This window comes from Roseomonas sp. CAU 1739 (assembly GCF_039839775.1).
In the GTDB taxonomy this organism is placed as follows: Bacteria; Pseudomonadota; Alphaproteobacteria; order Acetobacterales; family Acetobacteraceae; genus Neoroseomonas.
Genome location: NZ_JBDOQQ010000015.1, coordinates 137,012 through 158,055, shown reverse-complemented (window position 1 = coordinate 158,055; position 21,044 = coordinate 137,012). Strand labels below are relative to the sequence as shown.

16 protein-coding genes are annotated in these 21,044 nt (G+C 70.3%); 4 read left to right on the top strand and 12 right to left on the bottom strand.

The annotated features are described in order from the left end of the window. Window positions 1-117: 117 nt before the first annotated feature. The 9 genes from AAFN86_RS22115 to AAFN86_RS22075 all read right to left on the bottom strand — a co-directional run bounded on the left by AAFN86_RS22115 (window position 118) and on the right by AAFN86_RS22075 (window position 10,654). On the bottom strand, window positions 118-1,785 hold the full coding sequence (locus AAFN86_RS22115; RefSeq protein WP_347545726.1) for a DUF4166 domain-containing protein: 1,668 nt from the start codon (window positions 1,783-1,785) through the stop codon (window positions 118-120). Then, a complete protein-coding gene (locus AAFN86_RS22110; RefSeq protein WP_347545725.1) occupies window positions 1,782-2,987 on the bottom strand; it encodes an NAD(P)/FAD-dependent oxidoreductase in 1,206 nt (401 codons plus the stop codon). Before AAFN86_RS22110 ends, AAFN86_RS22115 begins: the two co-directional genes overlap by 4 nt. Beyond that, entirely contained in the window at window positions 2,984-3,502 is a 519-nt protein-coding gene (locus tag AAFN86_RS22105) for a gluconokinase (protein ID WP_347545724.1), read from the bottom strand. Before AAFN86_RS22105 ends, AAFN86_RS22110 begins: the two co-directional genes overlap by 4 nt. Beyond that, complete coding sequence (gnd, locus tag AAFN86_RS22100; RefSeq protein WP_347545723.1) at window positions 3,499-4,476, bottom strand: phosphogluconate dehydrogenase (NAD(+)-dependent, decarboxylating); 978 nt, start codon at window positions 4,474-4,476, stop codon at window positions 3,499-3,501. Before gnd ends, AAFN86_RS22105 begins: the two co-directional genes overlap by 4 nt. 426 nt (window positions 4,477-4,902) lie before the next feature. Next, window positions 4,903-5,718 carry an ABC transporter permease gene (locus AAFN86_RS22095; protein WP_347545722.1) on the bottom strand — a complete coding sequence of 272 codons (816 nt, stop codon included), beginning with the start codon at window positions 5,716-5,718 and terminating at the stop codon, window positions 4,903-4,905. Next, complete coding sequence (locus AAFN86_RS22090; protein WP_347545721.1) at window positions 5,719-6,567, bottom strand: ABC transporter permease; 849 nt, start codon at window positions 6,565-6,567, stop codon at window positions 5,719-5,721. A 309-nt stretch (window positions 6,568-6,876) separates the two neighbouring features. Further along, window positions 6,877-8,157 carry a PotD/PotF family extracellular solute-binding protein gene (locus tag AAFN86_RS22085; RefSeq protein ID WP_347545720.1) on the bottom strand — a complete coding sequence of 427 codons (1,281 nt, stop codon included), beginning with the start codon at window positions 8,155-8,157 and terminating at the stop codon, window positions 6,877-6,879. A 49-nt stretch (window positions 8,158-8,206) separates the two neighbouring features. Continuing rightward, window positions 8,207-9,244, bottom strand: a complete 1,038-nt coding sequence (locus AAFN86_RS22080) for an ABC transporter ATP-binding protein (protein ID WP_347545719.1) — start codon at window positions 9,242-9,244, stop codon at window positions 8,207-8,209. A 306-nt stretch (window positions 9,245-9,550) separates the two neighbouring features. Continuing rightward, window positions 9,551-10,654 (bottom strand): serine hydrolase, encoded by a 1,104-nt coding sequence (locus AAFN86_RS22075; RefSeq protein ID WP_347545718.1) that lies wholly within the window; start codon window positions 10,652-10,654, stop codon window positions 9,551-9,553. Between the two features lie 122 nt (window positions 10,655-10,776). Here AAFN86_RS22075 and AAFN86_RS22070 point away from each other — a divergent pair, with 122 nt between their 5' ends. Further along, window positions 10,777-11,451, top strand: a complete 675-nt coding sequence (locus AAFN86_RS22070) for a DsbA family oxidoreductase (protein WP_347545717.1) — start codon at window positions 10,777-10,779, stop codon at window positions 11,449-11,451. Between the two features lie 219 nt (window positions 11,452-11,670). Here AAFN86_RS22070 and AAFN86_RS22065 read toward each other — a convergent pair whose 3' ends face one another. Further along, window positions 11,671-11,865 carry a hypothetical protein gene (locus tag AAFN86_RS22065; protein WP_347545716.1) on the bottom strand — a complete coding sequence of 65 codons (195 nt, stop codon included), beginning with the start codon at window positions 11,863-11,865 and terminating at the stop codon, window positions 11,671-11,673. A 135-nt stretch (window positions 11,866-12,000) separates the two neighbouring features. Between AAFN86_RS22065 and AAFN86_RS22060 the strand changes: the two genes are divergently transcribed. After that, entirely contained in the window at window positions 12,001-12,831 is an 831-nt protein-coding gene (locus AAFN86_RS22060; protein WP_347545715.1) for a hypothetical protein, read from the top strand. A 467-nt stretch (window positions 12,832-13,298) separates the two neighbouring features. Then, window positions 13,299-15,902 carry a calcium-binding protein gene (locus tag AAFN86_RS22055; protein ID WP_347545714.1) on the top strand — a complete coding sequence of 868 codons (2,604 nt, stop codon included), beginning with the start codon at window positions 13,299-13,301 and terminating at the stop codon, window positions 15,900-15,902. A gap of 29 nt (window positions 15,903-15,931) precedes the next feature. On the opposite strand, the gene AAFN86_RS22050 is transcribed toward AAFN86_RS22055, so the two are convergent. Beyond that, window positions 15,932-17,080: an acyl-CoA dehydrogenase family protein gene (locus tag AAFN86_RS22050; RefSeq protein WP_347545713.1), complete on the bottom strand. Its 1,149-nt coding sequence runs from the start codon at window positions 17,078-17,080 to the stop codon at window positions 15,932-15,934. A 124-nt stretch (window positions 17,081-17,204) separates the two neighbouring features. Here AAFN86_RS22050 and AAFN86_RS22045 point away from each other — a divergent pair, with 124 nt between their 5' ends. After that, window positions 17,205-17,456, top strand: coding sequence for an FAD-dependent oxidoreductase (locus AAFN86_RS22045; RefSeq protein WP_347545712.1), 252 nt, complete (start codon window positions 17,205-17,207; stop codon window positions 17,454-17,456). Between the two features lie 194 nt (window positions 17,457-17,650). Here the strand turns inward: AAFN86_RS22045 and AAFN86_RS22040 are convergent, their stop codons facing one another. Then, complete coding sequence (locus AAFN86_RS22040; protein ID WP_347545711.1) at window positions 17,651-21,037, bottom strand: indolepyruvate ferredoxin oxidoreductase family protein; 3,387 nt, start codon at window positions 21,035-21,037, stop codon at window positions 17,651-17,653. Window positions 21,038-21,044 lie beyond the last annotated feature (7 nt).

Sequence of the window (21,044 nt, the reverse complement as noted above, 5' to 3'; positions counted from 1 at the left end):
GGACAGGCACGGACTGCGCGATCCCGGCCATGGTGATCGCGCAGGTCAACGACAGCCGCCTCGTCATGCCGGCGCAAGAATGGCAAGCGCGTTGCAGCGCGCAGCATGCACGCGGCTTTATCGAGGAGCCGGAGCCGTTCGAACCGGCCTGAGCCAGCCGCGATAGCGCGTCAGCCGGCCGAGCAGCGGCACGCCGATCGGCACGTCGAAGGCGAAGCGGCCCTCGGCGTCGGCGTATTCGCGCGCCGCGCTGACAGGGGTGAGCCAGCGCGGCAGCGGGATGCCGAGGAAGCGGCCGCCGGTCGCCTCCAGCACGAGCCCGTCAGCCGTTCGGCGCAGGGCGAGCGTGCCGGTGAACGGGCCGAAGGCTTCTTCCAGCCCGCCCTTCCCGTCCGCGCGCAGCACGGAGCGCATGTTCCGACCGGGCCAGTGGCGTTCCCAGGATTCCGAGCCATCCGGCGCGGCGCGCATCTCGACACTCAGCGGGGCATCGGCGGTCGCGGCAGGCAGGCCGAAGATGCGCGCGGCCAATGCCGCGAAGGGGTTGGCCGCGCCTTCTGCGGCGCCGCGACCTTCCAGCGCCAGAAAGGCTGCGACCGCATGCCCGGCGCGGATCGCCGGCGGCAGCGTCGCAAACCCATCCCCCAACATGCGCTCGAACAGCGGCGCGGGCATGTCCTGCGCATCGATGCGCGTGGTGATGCGATGCGCGGCGAAGCCCTCCGCGATCGCGTCATAGCCCAGCACGCCGACGCAAGGCGCCGCACCGCGGAACGTAAGGGAACCCGCCGCCAGCACCCGGAGTGCGGCGAGCGCCGGCAGCGTCGGCACGAAGGGTCCGTCCCCGGCTTCGGCCACCAGCGTCCAGCAGCGGCGGCGCAGCACGCCATCGGCCTCCTCGGCGATGACGGCGACCTCCATCCCGCCACGATCGGTTCCGAAGGGTGCGAGCAGCTGCGCGAGCCACAGTAGCGGCCGCGTCAGCGGCAGCAGCGAGCGCAGCAACCCCGTCCGCACCAGCCAGGCCAGCGCGGCCAGCCCCTGATGCATCACGCCGAGTTCGAGCCCGGCGCGGAAGATCGCATCCGCGCGCGGGGCGTAGCGTGCGACCAGCAGGTCAAGATCCGGCGTCTCGCACAGCGCCAGGCGGCGCTGACCGAGGCCCGCAATGGCATGGCGGTCGGCGAGCCCCCAACCCGGTGCCTCGATCCAGCGACCGCCGCGGAAGATGCGGATGGGCTGTCCGGCGCGGGAGAGGATGGCGCGCATCACCGCCTCCCCGCGCGGCGCGCGGTTGCCAGGGGAGATGGCGACCTCGACCGTGTGGATCGCCCGCGCACCTTCGGTGATCCGGTCGAGCACCGCATGGGACAAAGCGGGGGTGGAGCTCGCCCCGGCCAGCACGGCGAGGCCGGCCTGCCGCGCCGCTTCATCCAGCGCGCCGATGCCCGCCACCCAGTCGCGCGCATCGGCGAGATCGACCCAATGCAGCCCGGCGGCGATCGCCACGCGCGGCAGGTCGGGCGCACGATCCTGGAACGGGCCCGAGGCGTCGGCGATGGCGTAGAGGGCGTGCTCCACGGCCAGGGCGCGCAGCCGCGCCGCATCCAGCCCGGCGCGATCGATCGCCAGCGTCGTGATCGCCGGGCCGAGCCGCGCCGCCAGCGCCGCCAGCGCGTCCGGTCCGCGCGCCATGGCGACGACACCGATCCCCGACCGCACTAGGCCCTCGGCGAGCCGCGACCCGAAGGCCCCGGTCGCGCCGAGCAGCAGGACGCGTTTCACCGAAGCCCCGCCAGGATGCCCGCATCGCGATGGGTCAGCAGGCCGGTCTTCAGCCCGGCGAGCGTGCGCAGCATCTCCCTGTGCAGCCAGGGGACGATCTTCATGCAGTCGAATACCAGGTCGCGCAGCAGCGGCAGGGACCGTGAATCGGCCTGGAAGAAGGGCGTCATGATCGCACTGGCGTATTGGTAGAAGCGCACATGCGCGCGCCGCGCGGCGGCGTAGCGCGCGAAGGCGGCCTCCGGTTTGGATTCCGCCGCCAGCGCATCCGCAAGGGCGAGCGCATCCAGCAGCGCGTTGTTCGCGCCCTGGCCCAGTTGCGGCGACGTCGCATGCGCCGCGTCACCCAGCAGCACGACCCGACCGCGCCAGGGCCGACGCGCGGTGAACTGGATGTAGCTCGCCGGCGTGAAGGCCTCCGGCCCGGACAGGCCGGCGAGTATGGGTGCGATGGGCGGCCACAGCCTGGAGGCCTCGGCGCGCCAGTCGTCGAAGCGCGCGGTCCAGGCTGCGTGGTCGCCCGGCTTGATCGACCAGAACAGCGCAGCGAGCGGCGGACCGCCCGGCTCCGCCTGCCCGACCGGCAGCCAGCCCAGCATGTTTCGCGCGGCGACGTAGCGCTGCAGCAGCGTGCCCGGTGCCAGGCCCGGATCGGGTACGCTCGCCCAGACCGCGCCATAGGTGAAGGCGCGCGGGGCGCGGCGCTCCACCAGGGCGCGGAACGGCGATCGCGCGCCGGAGGCGTCGATGACGATGTCGGCCTCCATTGTGTCGCCGGAGGCGTGGTGGAGGATGACGCGGTCGCTGTGCTGCTCGATGCCGGTCACCTGGCGGCCGGTTTCGATACCTGCGCCAGAGGCGGCGAAGGCGTGCCACAGCACGCGGTGCAGCGCGGCACGATGGACCGCGACCGCGTGCAGCCCCGGCGCCAGGTCGTCATAGCCGAGGTCGAACACGGTCGCGCCGCGATCCGTCGTGCCGTGCAGGCGCGTGATGCGCGCGCCAAGATCCGCGATCTCCTCCCGCAACCCGAGCCGCTGCAGCGCCGCAAGGCCGGTCGGCTGCAGCATCAGCCCCGAGCCTACCGGCTTCGGTTCGTCGAAGCGTTCTAGCACCGTCACGCGATGCCCCGCACGGGCGAGCAGCGTCGCGGCCGCAAGCCCGCCCACGCCGGCACCAATGACCGCAATGTTGCGGATCACGCGATGTCGCCGCGGCGACGCAATGCGGCGATGGCGCGGGCGACGATCTCCGGCGGCTCCGGATCGACATCGAGGTCGATCACATCCGCCTCGGTCTCCGGCAATTCGAGCGTGGCGAACTGGCTGGCGATCAGCGAGGCGGGCATGAAATGCCCCGTCCGCGACGCCTGGCGGGCCATGATCAGTTCCGGCGCGCCGGTCAGGTGCAGGAAGCGGGTATCGGCATGGCCGTCGCGCAGCACGTCGCGATAGGCGCGCTTCAATGCCGAGCAGCCGATGATCACCGGCGCGCCCGCCGCGCGCGCCGCCGCGATCCGCGCGGCAATCGCCCGCAGCCAGGGCCAGCGATCGTCATCGGTCAGCGGCGTGCCGGCGGACATCTTCGCAACATTGGCCGGCGGGTGGAAGGCGTCGCCATCCTCGAACACCCAGCCGAGGCGTTCGCCCAGCAGGCGGCCGATGGTGGACTTGCCGCAGCCGGACACGCCCATCACCACGATGGCGGCAGGGTTCATTTGGGTTCGAGATGCCCGCCGAAGCCGGCGCGCATCGCCGACAGCGCCTTGCCTGCGAAGCGCGTCTCGTCACGCGATGCAAAGCGGGCGTAGAGCGCGGCGGTCAGCACCGGCGTCGGCACCGCGGTCTCGACCGCCTGCTGCACGGTCCAGCGGCCTTCCCCGGAATCGCCCACCGTGCCGGCGTATTGCGCCAGCGCCGGGTCCTGCGCCAAGGCCGACGCCGTCAGGTCGAGCAGCCACGACGTGATGACCGACCCGCGCCGCCACACCTCCGTGACATCGGCGAGATCGAGGGTGATGCGGTGGTCCTCTGGCAGAGCCTTGCTGTCGGCGGCGCGCAGCAGGTCGAGGCCTTCCGCCAGCGCCTGCATCATCCCGTATTCGATGCCGTTATGGACCATCTTCACGAGATGCCCGGCACCATGGCCGCCGCAATGCAGCCAGCCTTGCTCGACATTCGGCGCGCGGCCATCGCGGCGCGGCGTCGCGGGAATGTCGCCGCGCCCGGGTGCCAGCGCATCGAAGATCGGCGCCAGCCGCGTGACCGGTTCGGCATCGCCGCCGATCATCAGGCAGTAGCCGCGTTCCAGCCCCCAGACGCCGCCGGAGGTGCCGATATCCAGGTAGTGAATGCCGTCCGGGCGCAATTCCTCGGCCCGGCGGACATCGTCCTTCCACTGCGTATTGCCGCCATCGATGGCCGTGTCGCCCGGCGAGAGCAGGTCGCCCAGGGCATCGATCGCCTGCTCCGTCGGATCACCATGCGGCAGCATGACCCAGACGGCACGCGGTGCGTTGAGGCCGGCCACGACACCGGCCAGGTCCTCGGCCGGCACCGCACCATCCGCCGCCACGGCGGCGACCGCCGCCGGGTCGCGGTCCCACACCACGCAGCGATGGCCGGCGCGCATCAGGCGCCGCGCGATGTTGGCACCCATGCGACCCAGGCCGACGATCCCGATCTCCGCCATACGCCCATCCCCCTGCACGGCGATGGTGGCCCGAGGCGATGGCGCGGCGCAACAGGGAGAAGGCCGGAGGGGCGGCGCGAGGCGTGGGCGGCGCGGGACCTCGGAGAGGGGCTTTGCCCCTCTCCGGACCTCACCCCACCAAAGGCTTAAGGCCTTTGGAAACCTCAACCTGGCACCCGGCGGGACGGGGGGTTTCAGTGGCAGCGGCATGCGTCGGGAGGGCGGCCGGAATTGTCCCGGGCGCCGTCCCGAAACGCGCTCCCCGATCCGGTGCCAAGATCCCGCAGTCCAGGAGCCCGTTGGCTCCTGGCGGGGTGGTTTGGAGGGGCAGCGCCCCTCCAATCTTCGCGCCTATGGGACCTTGCCTCTCCCGACCACCCCGCCAAGGGACTACGCCCCCCCTGGATCGCGAGGAGTTAACGCCGGTCAACCGCCGGCGCGGCGACGGCGCAGCAGCGCCACCCCGGCGATCGAGACTCCGATGACAAGGAAGGAGACGGCCGTCGTCACCGTGCCCAGCGCGAACAGCACTGGCGTGGTGACGTTGGTGGTCATGCCGTAGATCTCGAGCGGCAGGGTGTTGAAGGTGCCCGCGGTGTAGAGGCTGCGGGCGAATTCGTCATAGGACAGGGTGAAGCCGAACAAGCCGACGCCGATCAGCGAGGGCAGCAGGATCGGCACCACCACATGGCGGATGGTCTGCCACGGCGTGGCGCCCAGGTCGCGCGCTGCTTCCTCATAGGCTGGGGAGAAGCGGTTGAAGACAGCGAACATGATCAGCAGGCCGAAAGGCAGCGTCCAGGTCAGGTGCGCGCCGAGGCCGGAGGACCACCAGGCCGCGTCCTCCCCGATCAGCCGGAACATCAGGCCGATGCCGAGCGAGATCAGCACCGAGGGCACGATCAGGCTGGCGACGGCGAGGTAGAACAGCGCCGTCGATCCCGGGAAGCGCCGGCGGAAGGCAAGCCCCGCCATGAAGGACACGACGACGGTGATCACCGTGACGATCAGGCCGAGGATCATCGAACGCGTGAAGGACCCGCCGAAATCGCCGACCATCTGCGTCTCGAACAGGTTGCGGAACCAATGCGTCGAGACGCCGCGCATCGGGAAGGTCAGCCCACCTTCCGGTCCCTGGAAGGACAGCACGACGATGGTGATGGTCGGGCCGTAGAGGAACAGCACGAACAGGCCGAAGAAGGCGGCGAGTGGCCAGAAGGCGCGAGAGCGTTCGGCGCGCATCTACAGCTCCTTTCGGATGTCGACGACGCGCAGCATCGCCGCGATCATCAGCAGCACGACGATCAGCAGCACCACGGCATTGGCCGCCGCCGCCGGGTATTGCAGCAGCGACATGGCATTGACCATCATCAGCCCGACCGAGGCGGATTGCCCGCCGGACATCAGCCGCACCGTCACGAAATCTCCCATCACCACGGCGACCACCAGGATCGATCCGATGGCGATGCCCGGCCGGGCCAGCGGGATGATGACGTTGCGCAGCACCTGCCATTCGGTCGCACCGGCATCGCGCGCGGCCTCGGTCAATGAACGGTCGATGCGGACCATGGAATTGAAGATCGGCACCACCATGAACAGCGCATAGAGGTGCACATAGGCGAGGATGACGGCGAAGTTGGAGAACAGCAGGAATTCCAGCGGCCGGTCGATCGCCCCGATCCCCATCAGCGCCTGGTTCAGCAGCCCATTCCTGCCGAGGAAGGGGATCCAGGAGATCATGCGGATGACGTTCGAGGTCCAGAAGGGGATGGTGCAGACTAGGAACAGCACCGTCTGCATCAAGGGCGTGGCGATGTGGAAGGCGAGGAAGTAGGCGACGGTGAAGCCGACGACGAGGCAGATCGCCCAGGTGATCGCGGCGAACTGCACGGTCTGGAGGTAGGTCTTCCAGGTGATCGGCGAGAACAGCAGCTCCTCGTAGTTGGTCCAGACGAAGGCGGGGAACATCCGCACGCTGTCGTAGTCGAAGAACGACACAACGATGATCGTCCCGATCGGGATGATTAGGAACAGCGCGAGGATGAGCGCGAGTGGTGATGCGAGGAGGAGGCCGGACCAGCGGGACGTCATCGGATCACCTCATCGCCCGGCGCGACGCCCCCACCTCGCACAAGACAGCGGATCGAGGCGACGCCCCTACCCGGAAGGGCACAGCACGACTGCAACCACCCAAACCGTGGCGCACCTGAGACGTCCCCCGACGACACCATCACAGGCACAGCGCACCCACCCCACCGGAAACAGCGGATCGAGGCCCCGCCGCGATCCGGGAGCGCACGGCGCGACCGCGCCCAGACCAACAGCGGTCCCGAGTGCGACAGCGCAGGGCGCGAAGGCAAGGCGGGCGGATGCCCGCCACCCGCCGTCTGAGGGACACAATCAACTCGCGATGAACTGGTTCCACTTCTGGACCATGTAGCGGTCCTCATCCATCACCGCATTCCAGCAAGCGACCGCCCCCATGCGCTGTTCGAAGGACCCGCCATCGCGCACCGCGCCGGCGCGTTCCATCACCTGGCCCTGCGGGTTCTTGATCTCGCCCTGGGCAGGCTTGCCTTCCATCCAGTAGCCCCACTCATCGGCCGACATGTGCTGCCGCGCCGTCTCCAGCACCGCCGAGTAGTAGCCCTGGCGGTTGAGATACGCCCCGACCCAGCCCGACAGATACCAGTTGATGTATTCATAGGCGGCATCGAGCTGGATGCCGCGCAGGTGTTTGGCCAGCGCCAGCCCGCCGCCCCAGGCGCGATAGCCCTCGGCCAGCGGCTGGTACACGCAGGGGATGCCGCGCGACCGCACCGCGGTCACCGCCGGCGACCACATGGACTGGATGACGACCTCGCCCGAGGCCATCAGGTTCACGCTCTCGTCGAAGGTCTTCCAGAAGGCGCGGAACTGGCCGGCGCGCTTGGCCTCGATCAGGAAGTTGATGGTGGTGTCGATCTCGGCGCGGGTCATGTTGCCCTTGTCGCCGTAGCGAATGACGCCCGCGCTCTCGCAGATCATCGCCGCGTCCATGATGCCGATGGACGGGATGTTCAAGATGGATGTCTTGCCCCGGAAGGCCGGGTCCATGATGTCCTTCCAGTTGGTGATCGGCCGGCCCACCAGGTCGGGGCGGATGCCGAGCGTATCCGCGTTGTAGATGGTCGGGATCATCGTGAACCACTGGGTCGGCGTGGGCGAGAAGCGCACGCTGCCGGCGCCGTCCACGAAGCTGACCGTGTTCGGCGCGGTGCCCTGCGCGACGGTCGAGGTGGGCGTCAGCTTTCCGGTCGTGAAGATCGGTACGATCTTATCGAACAGCCGGACCTTCGAGGTATCCATGGGCTGCAGCACGCCCGCCGGGAACACCTTCTTGCAGATCCAGTATTCGATGTCGGCGATGTCGTAGGAATTCGGCTGCGTCACCGCGCGCTGCGTCACCGCGTCGGAATCGAGCGCGGTCATCTGCAGCGTGATGCCGAGGTCTTCCTTGCACTTCTCGGCGATGGCGTTCTGGTTCGACACGCCGGTGCCAAACTGGCGCAGCACCACGTTGCGGATGTTCTGCGCCCACAGCGTCGGGAAGCCGGTGACGGCACCCGAACCCACCGCGGTGCCGGCCGCGGCGGCGAGCAACCTGCGCCGCGCGAGGCCCTTCTTCTGCGTCTCGACCATGGCAGTCTCCCTTCGGTTGAACGCGACGGCGCGCGGCCGGCGCGGGAAATCACGCGATGCCGTGCATGTCCTCGGCATTCCAGCCGACGCAGACGCCGTCGCCGGGTCGCATCGGGTCGGCAAAGAAGGCCGCTTCAGGCAGCACGGCGGAAAGCGGGTCCAGCCCGTCGACCGCGAGCCCAACCGCGACGGTCGCGCCGAGATATTCGACCGAGCGCACCATGCCGCTGAGCGGCAGCGCAGCCCCGGGCCGCCCCAGCATCATCCGGTCAGCGCGAACCGCGACATGGCGCGCAGATGTCGGCAGCGCGGCCAGCGCCACGCCATTGCCCAGCGCCCCGCCGCCGGGTGCCAGCGCGATCACATTGTGCCCACCGATGAAGCGCGCGACGAAGGCGCTGGCGGGGCGGTTGAAGACCTCTCGCGCGGTCGCGGCCTGTTCGATGCGGCCCTGGTTCATCACCACCACCAGGTCGGCGAGCGCCATCGCCTCATCCTGGCTGTGGGTGACGTGGATGAAGCTGATGCCGAGGCGCTGCTGCAGCGTCTTCAACTCCTCCCGCATGCGCACGCGCAGGAAGGGATCGAGCGCCGAGAGAGGTTCATCGAGCAGCAGCACCGACGGATCGGTGATCAGCGCACGGGCGAGTGCGACGCGCTGCTGCTGGCCACCGGACAATTGCGCCGGCAGGCGCTCGGCGAAGCTGGTCATCTCGACGCGCGCAAGCATCTCGGCCGCGCGGGTGCGGCGTTCCACCTTGCCGACGCCGCGCATCTTCAGGCTGAAGGCGACATTGTCGAGGCAGGTGAGGTGCGGGAACAGCGCGTAGGACTGGAACATCATCGCCGTGCCGCGCCGCGCCGGGGGCAGTTCGGTGATGTTGTCGGCACCAAGCAGGACGTCGCCGTCCGAAGCGATCTCATGCCCGGCGATCATGCGCAGGGTGGACGTCTTGCCGCAGCCCGATGGCCCGAGCAGGCAGCAATAGGTGCCGGCGGGAATGCGCAACCCGATGCCGTCCACGGCGGTGACCGCGCCATATCGCTTGGTCAGGGCGATGAGCTCGATATCAGCGGCTTTGGCCATGGGGGGTTCACTGCACTCCATGCCGGCCGCGGCGGGGTCGCATTACCCCACGCCCGACGACCTGCACCTCCCGTCGCAGGCAATCGCTGTGCCAGGGGCGGCGCGGGACGGGTTCGTTTGACTGCGCACGAAGGCGCCCTCAATCGCCCGTTTTTCCGGCAATATGCACAAGAATGTGGCCGACGCAGCGTAAGTAGGCTGCCGCGCCATGAAGCGAGCCCGATACCGTCAGCACCCGATCCCCGCGGTCCAGGGGCCCGCTGGCTCCTGGCGGGGTGGTGCGGAGGGACGGCGCCCCTCCGGCCTTCAGTCGTCGAGCGCGCCCAGCACCCGTTCGACCACCCCGCCCATCGCGGCGGGATTGGTCCAGCGCATCACGCAGACGATGCCCTTGGACGGCTCCATCCAGGTCAGGTTTCCCCCCGCCCCACTCGCGAAGAAGGCGTCGCGCCCGGCCGCCGGGTACCGCGCCCCGTCCGAGTTCAGCCACCACAGGAAGCCGTAATGCGGGTTCAACGCGCAGGGCGTGGTGGACAGGGCGAACCAGGATTCCGGCAGGATCCGCCGGCCGGCCCACATGCCGCGGTTCAGTGCCAGCAGCCCGACGCGCGCCTGATCTTCCGCATGGATCGAGATGCCGCCGCCCCAATGCGTCCCGCCCGGCACCGACTGCACCCTGCAGCCGTCCGGTAGATCCACCCAGGAGGTGCGATAGCCGTCCCAGCGCCAGTCGGCCGAGCCGCCAATGGGGGCAAGGATGCGCTCGCGGAACACCTCGGGCAGCGGCCGGCCGAAGCGGCGCAGCAGGCACAGCGACAGGCGGTTCACCCGCACATCGTTGTATTCCCAATGTGTCCCCGGGGCGGCAAGCGACCGCTGGCCCTTCTTGCCTTGCCCTTCGACGCCGAGGTTGCGGCCACGGTCGATGCTGTCCGCCTTGCCGAACAGCGTGCCTTCCCATTCCGAGGTGTTGGTCAGCAGGTAACGCCAGGTGATCGGCGCGTTCTGCGCGGAGTCGAAGCCGCCATCGTCCACCGTCTCGCGCACCGGCCGGTCGATGTCGGGGATCAGCCCGTCGACGACGGCGAGGCCGGTCAGCAGCGAAAGGTAGGATTTGGCGACCGAGAAGGTCTGGCTGACCTCCCGCGTGTCACCCCACCGGGCGACCAGCACGCCGTGGCGCGTCACCATCCCGCCCGGCGCGCCACGCGGCCACAGCGGGCCGAGCACCTCATTGTCCGGCGGCGGCTCGAAGGCGCCGCGGCCAATATGGCCGGCGAGGTCATGGGGCCACGGCGTCTCATGGGCGGCGGCGAAAGCAACGGCCTCGGCAAGGCGGCCGGCGTCGAAGCCGAGCGCGGCAGGCGTCGCCTCCGTCCATGGTGTGGGATGCGCAGGGGGGAAGGTCATGGATGTCATCGCGCGCGACCATGCCCTCTGGCCAGCGCTGATCCAAGAGGGGGCGGGGTTGCTGCACGCGACCGGCACACCCATCCTCGGACCCTGGCCATCGCCCCTGAGGAGCCCCCGCCATGGAACCCGCCCCCGCGCCCGTCGGCCGGCTCGAGATCGTCTCCGACGTCATCTGCCCATGGTGCTGGATCGGCCGGGCGCATCTGGATCGCGCCCTGGCCATCCTTGCCGAAGACGGCATGACCTTCGAGATCGGCTGGCTGCCGTATCAGTTGAACCCCGACATGCCGGTGGAAGGGGTGGAGCGGGCGGCCTACCGGGCGCAGAAATTCGGCTCGGTCGAGCGCGGGGCGGAACTGGACGCCCAGGTCGCCGATGCCGGTCGCGTCGCCGGGCTGGCCTTCCGCCACGACCTGATGGCGCGCACGCCCAACACGGTCGAGGCGCATCGGCTGATCCGCCTGGCCGCGCCGAGCGGGTTGCAGCACGCCTTGGTCGGCCGGCTGTTCCGCGCCTATTTCCAGGAAGGCGAGGATGTCGGCGATACCGCGGTGCTGGAGCGGCTGGCCACCGAGGTCGGCCTGCCGGAGGAGGCGATCGTCGCCTTCACCGCCGGACAGGCGGCGCGCGACGAGGTGATGATGGAATCGCTCGGCCTGTCGCAGGCGGGCATCAACGGCGTGCCGTCCTTCCTGTTGGACCGGCACCTGCTGTTCTCGGGCGCGATGCCGGGACAGCGGATGGCCGACGCCTTCCGCCAGGCCGTGGCCATCCTGCGGGACCGCGCCGCCTGAGTGGGCCGGGCCGCTCTCATCAAGCGACCCGAGCCACCGCCCGCGCATGCATGACGCGTCCCTGGGCCCCTTCGGCCCGAGGCGCCGCGACGGACCGCGAGCGCACGGCGCGATCGCGCCGGGACCACCCGGCCCCGCCCAAGCAACAGGGCATGGCACGCAAGCCGAACGCGCCGTTGTGCGCGCCGGCGCCGGAGGGCCGACAGAACTCCGGCGACGTCAGGCACCCGCCCACAGGGCGAGCTCGGCCATCGCCCAGGCCAAGGCCAGGAAACCGGTGAAATCGCGCATGGCGCGGCGGGCGATCCGGCGCGCCGGGGTGGCCGGCAGGAAGCGGATCGGCGGGACCACGCGCATCGCGACCGGGCAAGGCGGAATGGCCAGGGTGGTATCGACGGGGCTGAGCGTTCTCATGCGATGATAAGAACAAAACAAGAACATGAATGCAAGCCCCGTATGGCCCCCTCGCGAAGGTCGCACCGACAGGCTTGTGCGACCGCCTCACCGGCGCCGAGAATGCAACGAACGGATGCCAGAGGACCGCCCGACATGACTGATCCCAAGGAAGGCCGCCTGGCGCGGCGCGTGCTGATGGTGCGCGCTGCGGCTGCCGGTGGTGCTGCCGGTGGTGCTGCCGGCGTGCCTGGCCTGGCGGCCGCCCAGGGCGGCAAGGGCGAACCCGGCGGCGGAACGCCGGCGCCCACGCCCGGCCCGACGCCAGCCCCCACGCCAGCACCGGCCCCTGCCCCGCAGGCCCCGCGCAATGCGCCAGGCGGCGTCTCCGATGCCGACCCGGGCGACCCGCCCGGCGGTGGTCGCGGCGGCGGAGGCCGACCGCCGGTGAAGGGCCAGCAGCAGCAGCGCCCGCCGCAAACCGGCCAGACCGACGCCGACCCGAATGACTCGCCCGGCAATGGACGCGGCCCGCAGGGTGGCGGGCGCCCGCTCGGGCCGTCCGACAATGATCCGAACGACCCGCCGGGCCAGGGCCGCGGCGGTCGCGGCGGCCGTTCGGGCGCGACCGATTCTGACCCGAACGATCCACCGGGCCAGGGGCGCGGCGGCAGCGGCGGGGGCCGGGCACCCGCAGGCCCGACCGACAATGATCCGAACGACCCGCCCGGCCGGGGGCGCGGCGGCAGCGGTGGCGGACGCCGGGGCGGGATCAGCGACGCCGACCCCAACGACCCGGCAGGCCAGGGGCGTGGTGGCAGCGGCGGCGGGCAGCCGCGCCAGGGCGGCGCGACCGACTCCGACCCGAACGACCCGCCGGGCGGCGGTCGCGGCGGCGGCGGCCGGACGCCCGCGGGACCGTCTGACAATGACCCGAACGACCCGCCCGGACAGGGGCGTGGCAGCCGAGGGCCGATCAAGACCTGATCTGTCAATGAGACGAATTCTCTAAATTTGAGATTTGTCTCGGAAATTCGTCTCTTTTTTAGAGACAGGCGGACATCCTGCCTGGGTCCGGCGCCTCGTGGCGCCGGCTCCCAGCCGGAGCCGCCCCCCTGCCCGTCGTCACCCTCACCGCCAACGCGGCAAATACCGTCACCCTCGCCGGCTTCGACCGGCTCAACGGTGGGGCATTTGCCGATACCGTCACCGTCACCGGCGCGCTGTTCGACGCCATCGCCGATCTCGGCGCGGGCGCCGACAGCCTCCAACTCGCCGATAGCGGCAACCGTCTCTCGGTCCAGAACGTCGAGATCCTCAACGGCGGCGCCGGGTCGGACACCATCGTTCTGCTCGCCGCCAGCAACGATGCGAAGATCGACCTCAAGGGCGGCAACGACCTGCTGCTGCTGGCGGAGGGGACCAACTTCGTCACCGTCTCCGGCGTCGAGACGGTGCTCGGCGGCAGCGGCGCCGACGCCATCTACAGCGGCGCGCCGATGCGCGGCTTTTACAGCCTGGGGGCCGGCGCCGACGCGCTGACCATGATCTCGACCCGCGGCAACGCGGTGACGATCGCCGCGGACATCGAAACCGTCACCGGCAATCGTGGCGTCGAGGAGGTGACGGTGCTGGGCGCCGCCATGGGCATGCGCATCGACCTCAAGGAGGGTGCCGACCGCGTCGTGCTTTCCGACGGCGCCGATTCCATCACCGTCGCGGGCGTGGAAACGCTGCTGTCTGGCGGCGGCGACGACATCATCCTGGTCGACGGCCGCGCCGAGGGGCTGTTCGACCTCGGCGCCGGCAACGACCGGCTGGTGCTGGGCAATGGCGGCGCGCTGCTGACCGTGACCGGCGCCGAGACGATCGAAGGCGGCAGCGGCGCCGACACCATCACCCTGACCGAGACGGCGACCGGGCGGCGTATCGCGCTCGGCGCGGGCAGCGACGCCCTGGTGCTCGCCCCAGGCGGCAACACGCTGCGCCTTTCTGGCGTCGAGGCGGTCACCGCCGGGGCCGGCGACGACCGCCTGGTGCTCGAGGATGCGCTGCCGGCCGGTGGCCTGTTCGACCTCGGCGCCGGCGCGGACAGCATCGCCCTGGCCGATGGCGGCAATGTGCTGACCTTGCGTGGCGTCGAGACCATCGCCGGCGGCGCCGGTGCGGATCGCATCACCCTGCTCGGCGGCGGCAGCCTCGTCGCCGGCGGCATCGAGACGATCATCGGCGGCGGTCTCGCAGACAGCATCACGCTACGCACGCGGATGGATGGCGGGCTGGTCAATCTGGGCGCCGGCGCCGACCGGCTCGTGCTCGCCGACGGCGGCAATACCTTGCGCGCCTATGGCACCGCGACGCTGCTCGGCGGCACGGGCGCGGACGACGTCATCCTCTCGGGCGCGATCAATGGCGGCGTCATCGACCTGGGCGCCGGCGCCGACCGCCTCGTGGTGCGCGGCGGCCCGGTCAACGCCGTGATCCTGAATGTCGAGACGCTGGAAGGCGGCGGCGGCGACGACGACCTGACCCTCGGCGCGGCCTTCAGCGGGCGCATCGCCCTGCATGGCGGGCAGGACCGGCTGCGCCTGGCCAATGGCGGCAATACCCTGACCGTCGCCGGGGTGGAGACGCTCATCGGCGGCAGCGGCGCCGACATCATCCTGTTCGAGCGCAGCATCACCGCCGCGCAGGTCGAATTGGGCACCGGCAGCGACCAGCTGACCCTCTCGGCCGGCGCCAACAGCGTCTTCGTCTCCGGTGTCGAGACGATCAATGGCGGCATCGGCGCGGACGACGTCACCTTCCGCGATGCGGCCGACAATGCCTTGGCCTCGCTCGGTCCCGGGCGCGACCGGGTGTTCCTGTCAGATGCCGCCGATGCCCTGCGCCTGCGCGGGGTCGAGATGCTGGAGGCCGGTGGCGGCGACGACACCGTCACGCTGCTCGACACCGTGCGCGGGGCGTATCTGCATCTCGGCGCGGGGCTCGATCGCGTGATGCTCGCCGATGGGGACAACATCCTGACCGTGCTCCATGGCGAGACCATCCTCGGCGGCAGCGGCGCCGACCTCGTGACGCTGGGCGCGGCATTGCCCGCGGGGCTGGTCGACCTCGGCGGAGGCAGCGACCGGCTGGCGCTGACGCGCGGCGGCAATCGCATTGCCGTCGCCGGCACCGAGCTCGTGATCGGCAGCGACGGCGCCGATACCATCGACCTCGCCGGCGGCGCGGACGGCGTGGTGTTGCGCCTGGGCGCCGGGGAGGACCATGTGCTGCTCGGTGCCGGCGGCAACCGGGTGACGCTGTCGGATGTGGAGCGGATCACGGGCGGCAGCGGCGACGATCTCGTCACCCTGGCGCGTGCGGTAATGGGGGCGCAGATCGACCTGGGGGCCGGCACCGACCGCCTGACGCTGGGCCCGGGCGCCAATGCCGTGGTCGTGCGGGATGCGGAGGCGGTGGTCGGCGGGGCCGGCGCGGATGCGGTGACGATCGCGGGTGCCACCGCCGCGGTCGCGGTCACGCTCGGCGGCGGATCGGATGTGCTAACGCTTGGCGATGGCGGCGTCGCGGTGGTGACGACGGATGTCGAACTGGTGCGCGGCGGGACCGGTGCCGACCGGATCACCGTCTCCGCCGGGAGCGGGCGCACGCGGCTGTACGGCGGGGACGGCAACGACACGATCACCGGCGGTGGCGGCAATGACGAAATCCAGGGCGGGGCCGGGGCCGACCGGCTGACCGGCGGCGCCGGGGCCGACCTGTTCATCTACACGGCGATCTCGCATTCATCGGTGTCGGCGCCGGATACCATCGTCAACTTCAACCCGCTGGAGGGCGATGCGCTGGCTTTCGCCGGCATCGGCACGGGCGGGGATTTCCGCTGGCGCGGCGCCTTCGCCTTCAGCGCCCAAGGCGGCGCGGAAGGGCGTTTCGACGAGGCGACGAAGATCCTCTCGATCGACATGGACGGCAACGGCACGGCGGACATGGCGTTCATCCTGCCGGGCTTTCCGCCCGACGACTTCGACGGGCATTCGGTGCTGTGGGCGTGAAGCGGATCCCGCCGCGCCAGGCGCCCGCGTCAGCGCGGGCCGAGCATGCCGCGCGCCACGATCAGGCGCATGATCTCGTTCGTGCCTTCGAGGATGCGGTGGACGCGCAGGTCGCGCACGATCTTCTCGACGCCGTACTCCGCGAGATAGCCATAGCCGCCCAGCATCTGCAGCGCGTCATCGGCGACGCGCGACCCGGTGTCGGTGACGAAGCGCTTGGCCATGGCGCAGAAGGCCGTAGCATCCGGCGCCTTCTCATCCAGCTTCGCGCAGGCGCGCCACAGCAGGGATCGCGCGGCCTCCAACTCGATCCGCATGTCTGCGAGCTTGAACTGCGTGTTCTGGAAATCACTGATCGCGCGGCCGAAGGCGCGGCGTTCGCGCGTGTAGTCCAGTGCGATTTCAAGCGCGGCTTCGGCACCACCCAGCGAACAGGCCGCGATGTTCAGCCGCCCGCCATCCAGGCCCGCCATGGCGAAGCGGAACCCCTGCCCTTCTTCCCCCAGCAGGGCGGAGGCCGCGACGCGCGCATCCTCGAAGATCACCTGGCGGGTCGGCTGGGCATTCCAGCCCATCTTGCGTTCATTGGCACCGAAGGACAGGCCGGGCGTGTCCTTCGGAACGAGCATCGCGGACACGCCGGCCGGACCCTCCCCGCCGGTGCGCACCATGGTCAGGTACAGATCCGACACGCCCGCACCGGAGATAAACTGCTTCGTCCCGTTCAGCACATAGCCTTCATTGTCGCGCGCGGCCCGCGTGCGCAGCGCCGCGGCATCCGACCCCGACCCCGGTTCGGTCAGCGCGTAGGACGCGATCCGTTCCATGGTGACCAGCGATGGCAGGTGCTCGGCCCGCTGCGCGTCCGACCCGAAGCGGTCGATCATCCAGGCGACCATGTTGTGGATCGACAGATAGGCCGCGACGGTGGGGCAGCCGGTCGCCAGCGCCTCGAACACCACGGCGGCATCCAGCCGCGTCAGGCCCGACCCGCCCGACCCTTCCCGCACATACAGCGCCGCCATGCCAAGGGCGGCGGCCTGTCGCATCTCCGCAATGGGAAAGTGGCGTTCCTCGTCCCAACGGCGGGCGTTGGGGGCGAGCACCTCGGCGGCGAAGTCGCGCGCGACGGACTGCAGTTCGCGTGTCGCTTCGGGCAGGTCGAAGGGTGAGGTCATGGCGTTCTGGCTCCCTTGCCACCTTACTAGGGCGCCCCGGGCCGCGCCGACACCCCATTCCGCGCGAACACCGCTCGCTCCAGACCGTGCGCCATCGACACAATTCCCGGTGTTCCATCGCAGCATGACCAATGCCTTGAACGCGGCCGTGATGATCCGCGGGTCCTTCGCCGGCATTCCGATCGGCGGCGGCTGGATGGTGCGCGAGTGGGAGAAGCCCGAGGGGCGCATCCGCTTCGCCGGCGACCGGACGTCGCTGAAATCCGGCTGGGTGGAAGGCGCGATCGAATCCGGGCTGCGGGCCGCGCGACAGATCGACCCGGCGGCGCGGCCCGAGGGCAATCCGCGGATCCGGCAGGAGATCGGCTTGCCGTGACGGAACCGGAGAGGGCCTTGCCCTTTCCGGACCTCACCCACCAAAGGTTTGAGGCCTTTGGAAACCTCGACCTGCCTCCGGGTGCCCAGGACCGGATCGGTGTCCGCAAAGGCGTCGGACACCGTGGCCGAGCCCTGGATATCGCGGGGTCCTGGCGGGGTGGTCTGGAGGGGCAGCGCCCCTCCATCGGCGCGCTACTCCGCCGCGATCGCCGGCGCTTCGATCACCGCCAGCCTTGCCCGGGTGGTGGCGAGGTTGCGCGCCTTGATCGGACCGAAACCCTTCACGCCAGCCCAGGCCTCGGCCCATTCCGCCGCCAAGGCGGGGTTGCCCATCAGCCTTTCGACCCCGGCGCGAAACTCGCCCGGCAGGGCGCGTTCGGTGCGGCGTTCCTCGGTGCGGCCGAAGGGGTCGAGCGCGGTGCCGCGCAGCACCTTGCCATGCCGCAGCAGGCCCATCGCGGTCAGCATCCATGGGCCGAAAACGCGCTTCGCGGGCACACCGGTCACCGGATCGGCCTTGGCCATCACCGGGGGGGCGAGGTGCATCTCGATCCGCTGCGTGCCGGTGAAGCCATGGGCCAGCGCGTCCTTCCAGGCGGGCAGGCTGTGCAGGCGGGCGACCTCGTACTCGTCCTTGTAGGCCATCAGGCGGTGCAACTGCGTCGCCACCGCGCGAGTGAGGCGTTCATCGCCCACCGCACGGACCTGCGCGACGAAGGCTTCATAGTCGCGGGCGGTGCGCGCGTTCTGATACCCGGTGAGGTCGGCGACGCGGCGCGCGACCAGCACGTCGATCGTCTCCGCCACATGCGCCGGCGGGGACAATTCCTCCAGCGCCGCTGCGCGCCCGCGCGCGAAGGCTTCCTTGTTCAGCGCCACCTGCGCGCCATTGAGGTCGAGCGCGCGGCCGATCGCTTCCGAGGACAACGGCACCAGCCCGCGCTGATAGGCGATGCCGAGCAGGAAGACGTTCAGGTAGACCGCATCGCCAAGCTCCTCGGTGACGCGCGTGGTGCCGCCCAGGGCAATGGTTTCGCGGCAGGCCGTGCGAATGCTCTCGAGCATCTCCGCACCGTGATACCGCGTGGCGGTGTCATTCACGAATTGCGCGGTCGGCGCAAGGTCGGCATTCACCACCGAAACCGTGCGCGCCGGCCCCAGCAGCGGGCGCGCCGTGCGGCCATGCGCCACCACCATGTCGGCGGCGATCAGCAGGTCGGTTCCACCCGCCGCGATGCGCGCACCGGCGATGCTGTCCGGCGCCGCGCCGGGCTCGCCGATCCGCAACTGCGCATAGACGCCGCCACCCTTCTGCGCGAGGCCGAGGAAGTCGAGGCTGCGCACCGGCCGCCCTTCCAGATGCGCGGCCTGGGCAAGGATGGCCGCGAGCGACGACACCCCCTGCCCGCCGACACCGGCCATCAGCAGGTTCCAGGCCTCGCCCTGCACCTCGGGGCGGATCGGTTCCGGCGGCGCGGCGCCGGATGCGACGACGTGGTGTTCCGCCGGCTTCGCACCCACCAGCGTGACGAAGGACGGACAGAAGCCGCCCAGGCAGGACAGGTCCTGGTTGCAGGCGGATTGGTCGATCCTGCGCTTGCGGCCGAATTCCGTGTCCACCGGTTCCACCGCCAGGCAGTTCGACGCACGCGAGCAGTCGCCGCAATCCTCGCAGACGCGCGGGTTGATCATCACCCGCCGCTCGGCCTTGGGGGCCAGGTCGCGCTTGCGCTTGCGGCGGCGTTCGGTCGCGCATTCCTGGTCGTAGATGATGGCCGTGACGCCCTTCACCTCGCGCAGGGTCCGCTGCACGGCGTCGAGGTCCGACCGGTGGTGGAAGCCCGCCGTCGCCGGGATCAGCGGATTGCCGCGATGGCGGTCGGGGTCGTCGGAGACGATCTCGATGCGCTCGACGCCTTCGGCGTGCAGCTGGGCGGCGATGTGCGGGACGTCGATCTCACCTTCGGGCGTCTGGCCGCCGGTCATGGCGACGGCGCTGTTGACCAGCACCTTGAAGGTCATGTTGGCCTTGGACGCCACGGCGAAGCGGACGGTCAGCGAACCCGAATGGCCCCAGGTGCCGTCGCCGATATTGGCGAAGACATGCTTTTCCGTGGTGAAGGGCGCCTGGCCGATCCAGGGCATGCCCTCCCCGCCCATCTGGGTGAATAGGTCCGAATTGCGGTCCATGTTCTTCGCTAAATAGTGACACCCAATGCCGGCCAGCGCGCGCGACCCGTCCGGAATGCGCGTCGAGGTGTTGTGCGGGCAGCCGGGGCAGAAATACGGGTCGCGCAGATGCAGCGGCGCGGTCTGCGCGGCGACCAGCGCATCCAGCTCGGCGATGCGTTCATGCAGCCGGTTGGTGCGCAGCGGCGCAGGCAGCCGCGCGGCGAGCGCGCGCAGGATCTGGCCGATGTCGAGTTCCGTGAGGTCGGACAGCAGCGGGCGGCCGTTCTCGTCCCTCTTGCCGGTAACGCGCGGGCGCACCGGCGCGTGGAACAGCGCGTCGCGCAGTTGCGGTTCGATCACCGGGCGCCGGTCCTCGATGACGAGGATCTCCTCCAGCCCATCGGCGAAGGCGCGCGCGGCCTCGGCATCCAGCGGCCACACCAGGCCCACCTTCCAGATCCGCAGGCCGTGTTCGCGCGCGAAGGCGTCCGAAATGCCGGCCTCGTCCATCGCCTGGCGGAACACCGCATAGGCCTTGCCGCGCACCGCGATGCCGAAGCGGGCATTCGGCCCATCCAGCACCATGCGGTCGAAGCCATTGGCGCGGGCGAAGGCGACAGCGGCCGGCAGCTTGAAATGGCGCAGCCGTTCCTCCTGCGCGATCGGGCTGTCGTGCAGGCGGATGTGCAGGCCATCGGGCGGCATCGGCAGCCCGACCGGGTCGCGCGTGGCGTAGCGCGCGGGGTCGAGCTGCACCGTCATCGACGCATCCATGGTGTCGGCGACGCATTTGATGCCCGCCCACAGCCCGGCGAAGCGCGACAGGGCGATGCCCTTGAGACCGAATTCCAGCACCTCCCCCACATCGGCGGGATCCAGCACCGGAATCTCCGCATCCATGAAGGCGTATTCGCAGCCGGAGGTGATGGTCGAGGATTTGGACGACGGATCGTCACCGGCCAGTGCGATGACGCCACCCTTCGGCATGGTCCCCGCGCTGTTGGCGTGGCGCAGCACATCGCCGGACCGGTCGATGCCCGGCCCCTTGCCGTACCAAATGCCAAACACGCCATCGACCGTCGCACCCGCGGTCAGCCCGACCTGCTGCGACCCCCAGATGGCGGTGGCGGCCAGGTCCTCGTTCAACCCGGGCTGGAAAACAATGTGATGCGTGGCGAGGCGCTTCTGCTGGCGCGCCAGTTCCTTGTCGAAGCCGCCGAGCGGCGAGCCGCGATAGCCCGAGATGAAGCCGCCGGTCTTCCAGCCGAGGGCCGCATCCATGTCCTGCCGCAGCATGGGCAGGCGGACCAATGCCTGGGTGCCTGTCAGCAGCACGGGTCCGTCGGTCGCGTCCCAGCGTTCCTCGAGTGTCGCGTCCGGTCGGATGATGCTGCCCATGGCGGTCATGTTGGTC

Bases quoted from the DNA above. Each gene is read 5' to 3' on its own strand.
- AAFN86_RS22105 (WP_347545724.1), bottom strand. From the start codon at position 3,502: ATGAACCCTGCCGCCATCGTGGTGATGGGCGTGTCCGGCTGCGGCAAG.
- gnd (WP_347545723.1), bottom strand. From the start codon at position 4,476: ATGGCGGAGATCGGGATCGTCGGCCTGGGTCGCATGGGTGCCAACATC.
- AAFN86_RS22095 (WP_347545722.1), bottom strand. From the start codon at position 5,718: ATGCGCGCCGAACGCTCTCGCGCCTTCTGGCCACTCGCCGCCTTCTTC.
- AAFN86_RS22090 (WP_347545721.1), bottom strand. From the start codon at position 6,567: ATGACGTCCCGCTGGTCCGGCCTCCTCCTCGCATCACCACTCGCGCTC.
- AAFN86_RS22085 (WP_347545720.1), bottom strand. From the start codon at position 8,157: ATGGTCGAGACGCAGAAGAAGGGCCTCGCGCGGCGCAGGTTGCTCGCC.
- AAFN86_RS22080 (WP_347545719.1), bottom strand. From the start codon at position 9,244: ATGGCCAAAGCCGCTGATATCGAGCTCATCGCCCTGACCAAGCGATAT.
- AAFN86_RS22075 (WP_347545718.1), bottom strand. From the start codon at position 10,654: ATGACCTTCCCCCCTGCGCATCCCACACCATGGACGGAGGCGACGCCT.
- AAFN86_RS22070 (WP_347545717.1), top strand. From the start codon at position 10,777: ATGGAACCCGCCCCCGCGCCCGTCGGCCGGCTCGAGATCGTCTCCGAC.
- AAFN86_RS22065 (WP_347545716.1), bottom strand. From the start codon at position 11,865: ATGAGAACGCTCAGCCCCGTCGATACCACCCTGGCCATTCCGCCTTGC.
- AAFN86_RS22060 (WP_347545715.1), top strand. From the start codon at position 12,001: ATGACTGATCCCAAGGAAGGCCGCCTGGCGCGGCGCGTGCTGATGGTG.
- AAFN86_RS22050 (WP_347545713.1), bottom strand. From the start codon at position 17,080: ATGACCTCACCCTTCGACCTGCCCGAAGCGACACGCGAACTGCAGTCC.
- AAFN86_RS22045 (WP_347545712.1), top strand. From the start codon at position 17,205: ATGACCAATGCCTTGAACGCGGCCGTGATGATCCGCGGGTCCTTCGCC.
- AAFN86_RS22040 (WP_347545711.1), bottom strand. From the start codon at position 21,037: ATGACCGCCATGGGCAGCATCATCCGACCGGACGCGACACTCGAGGAA.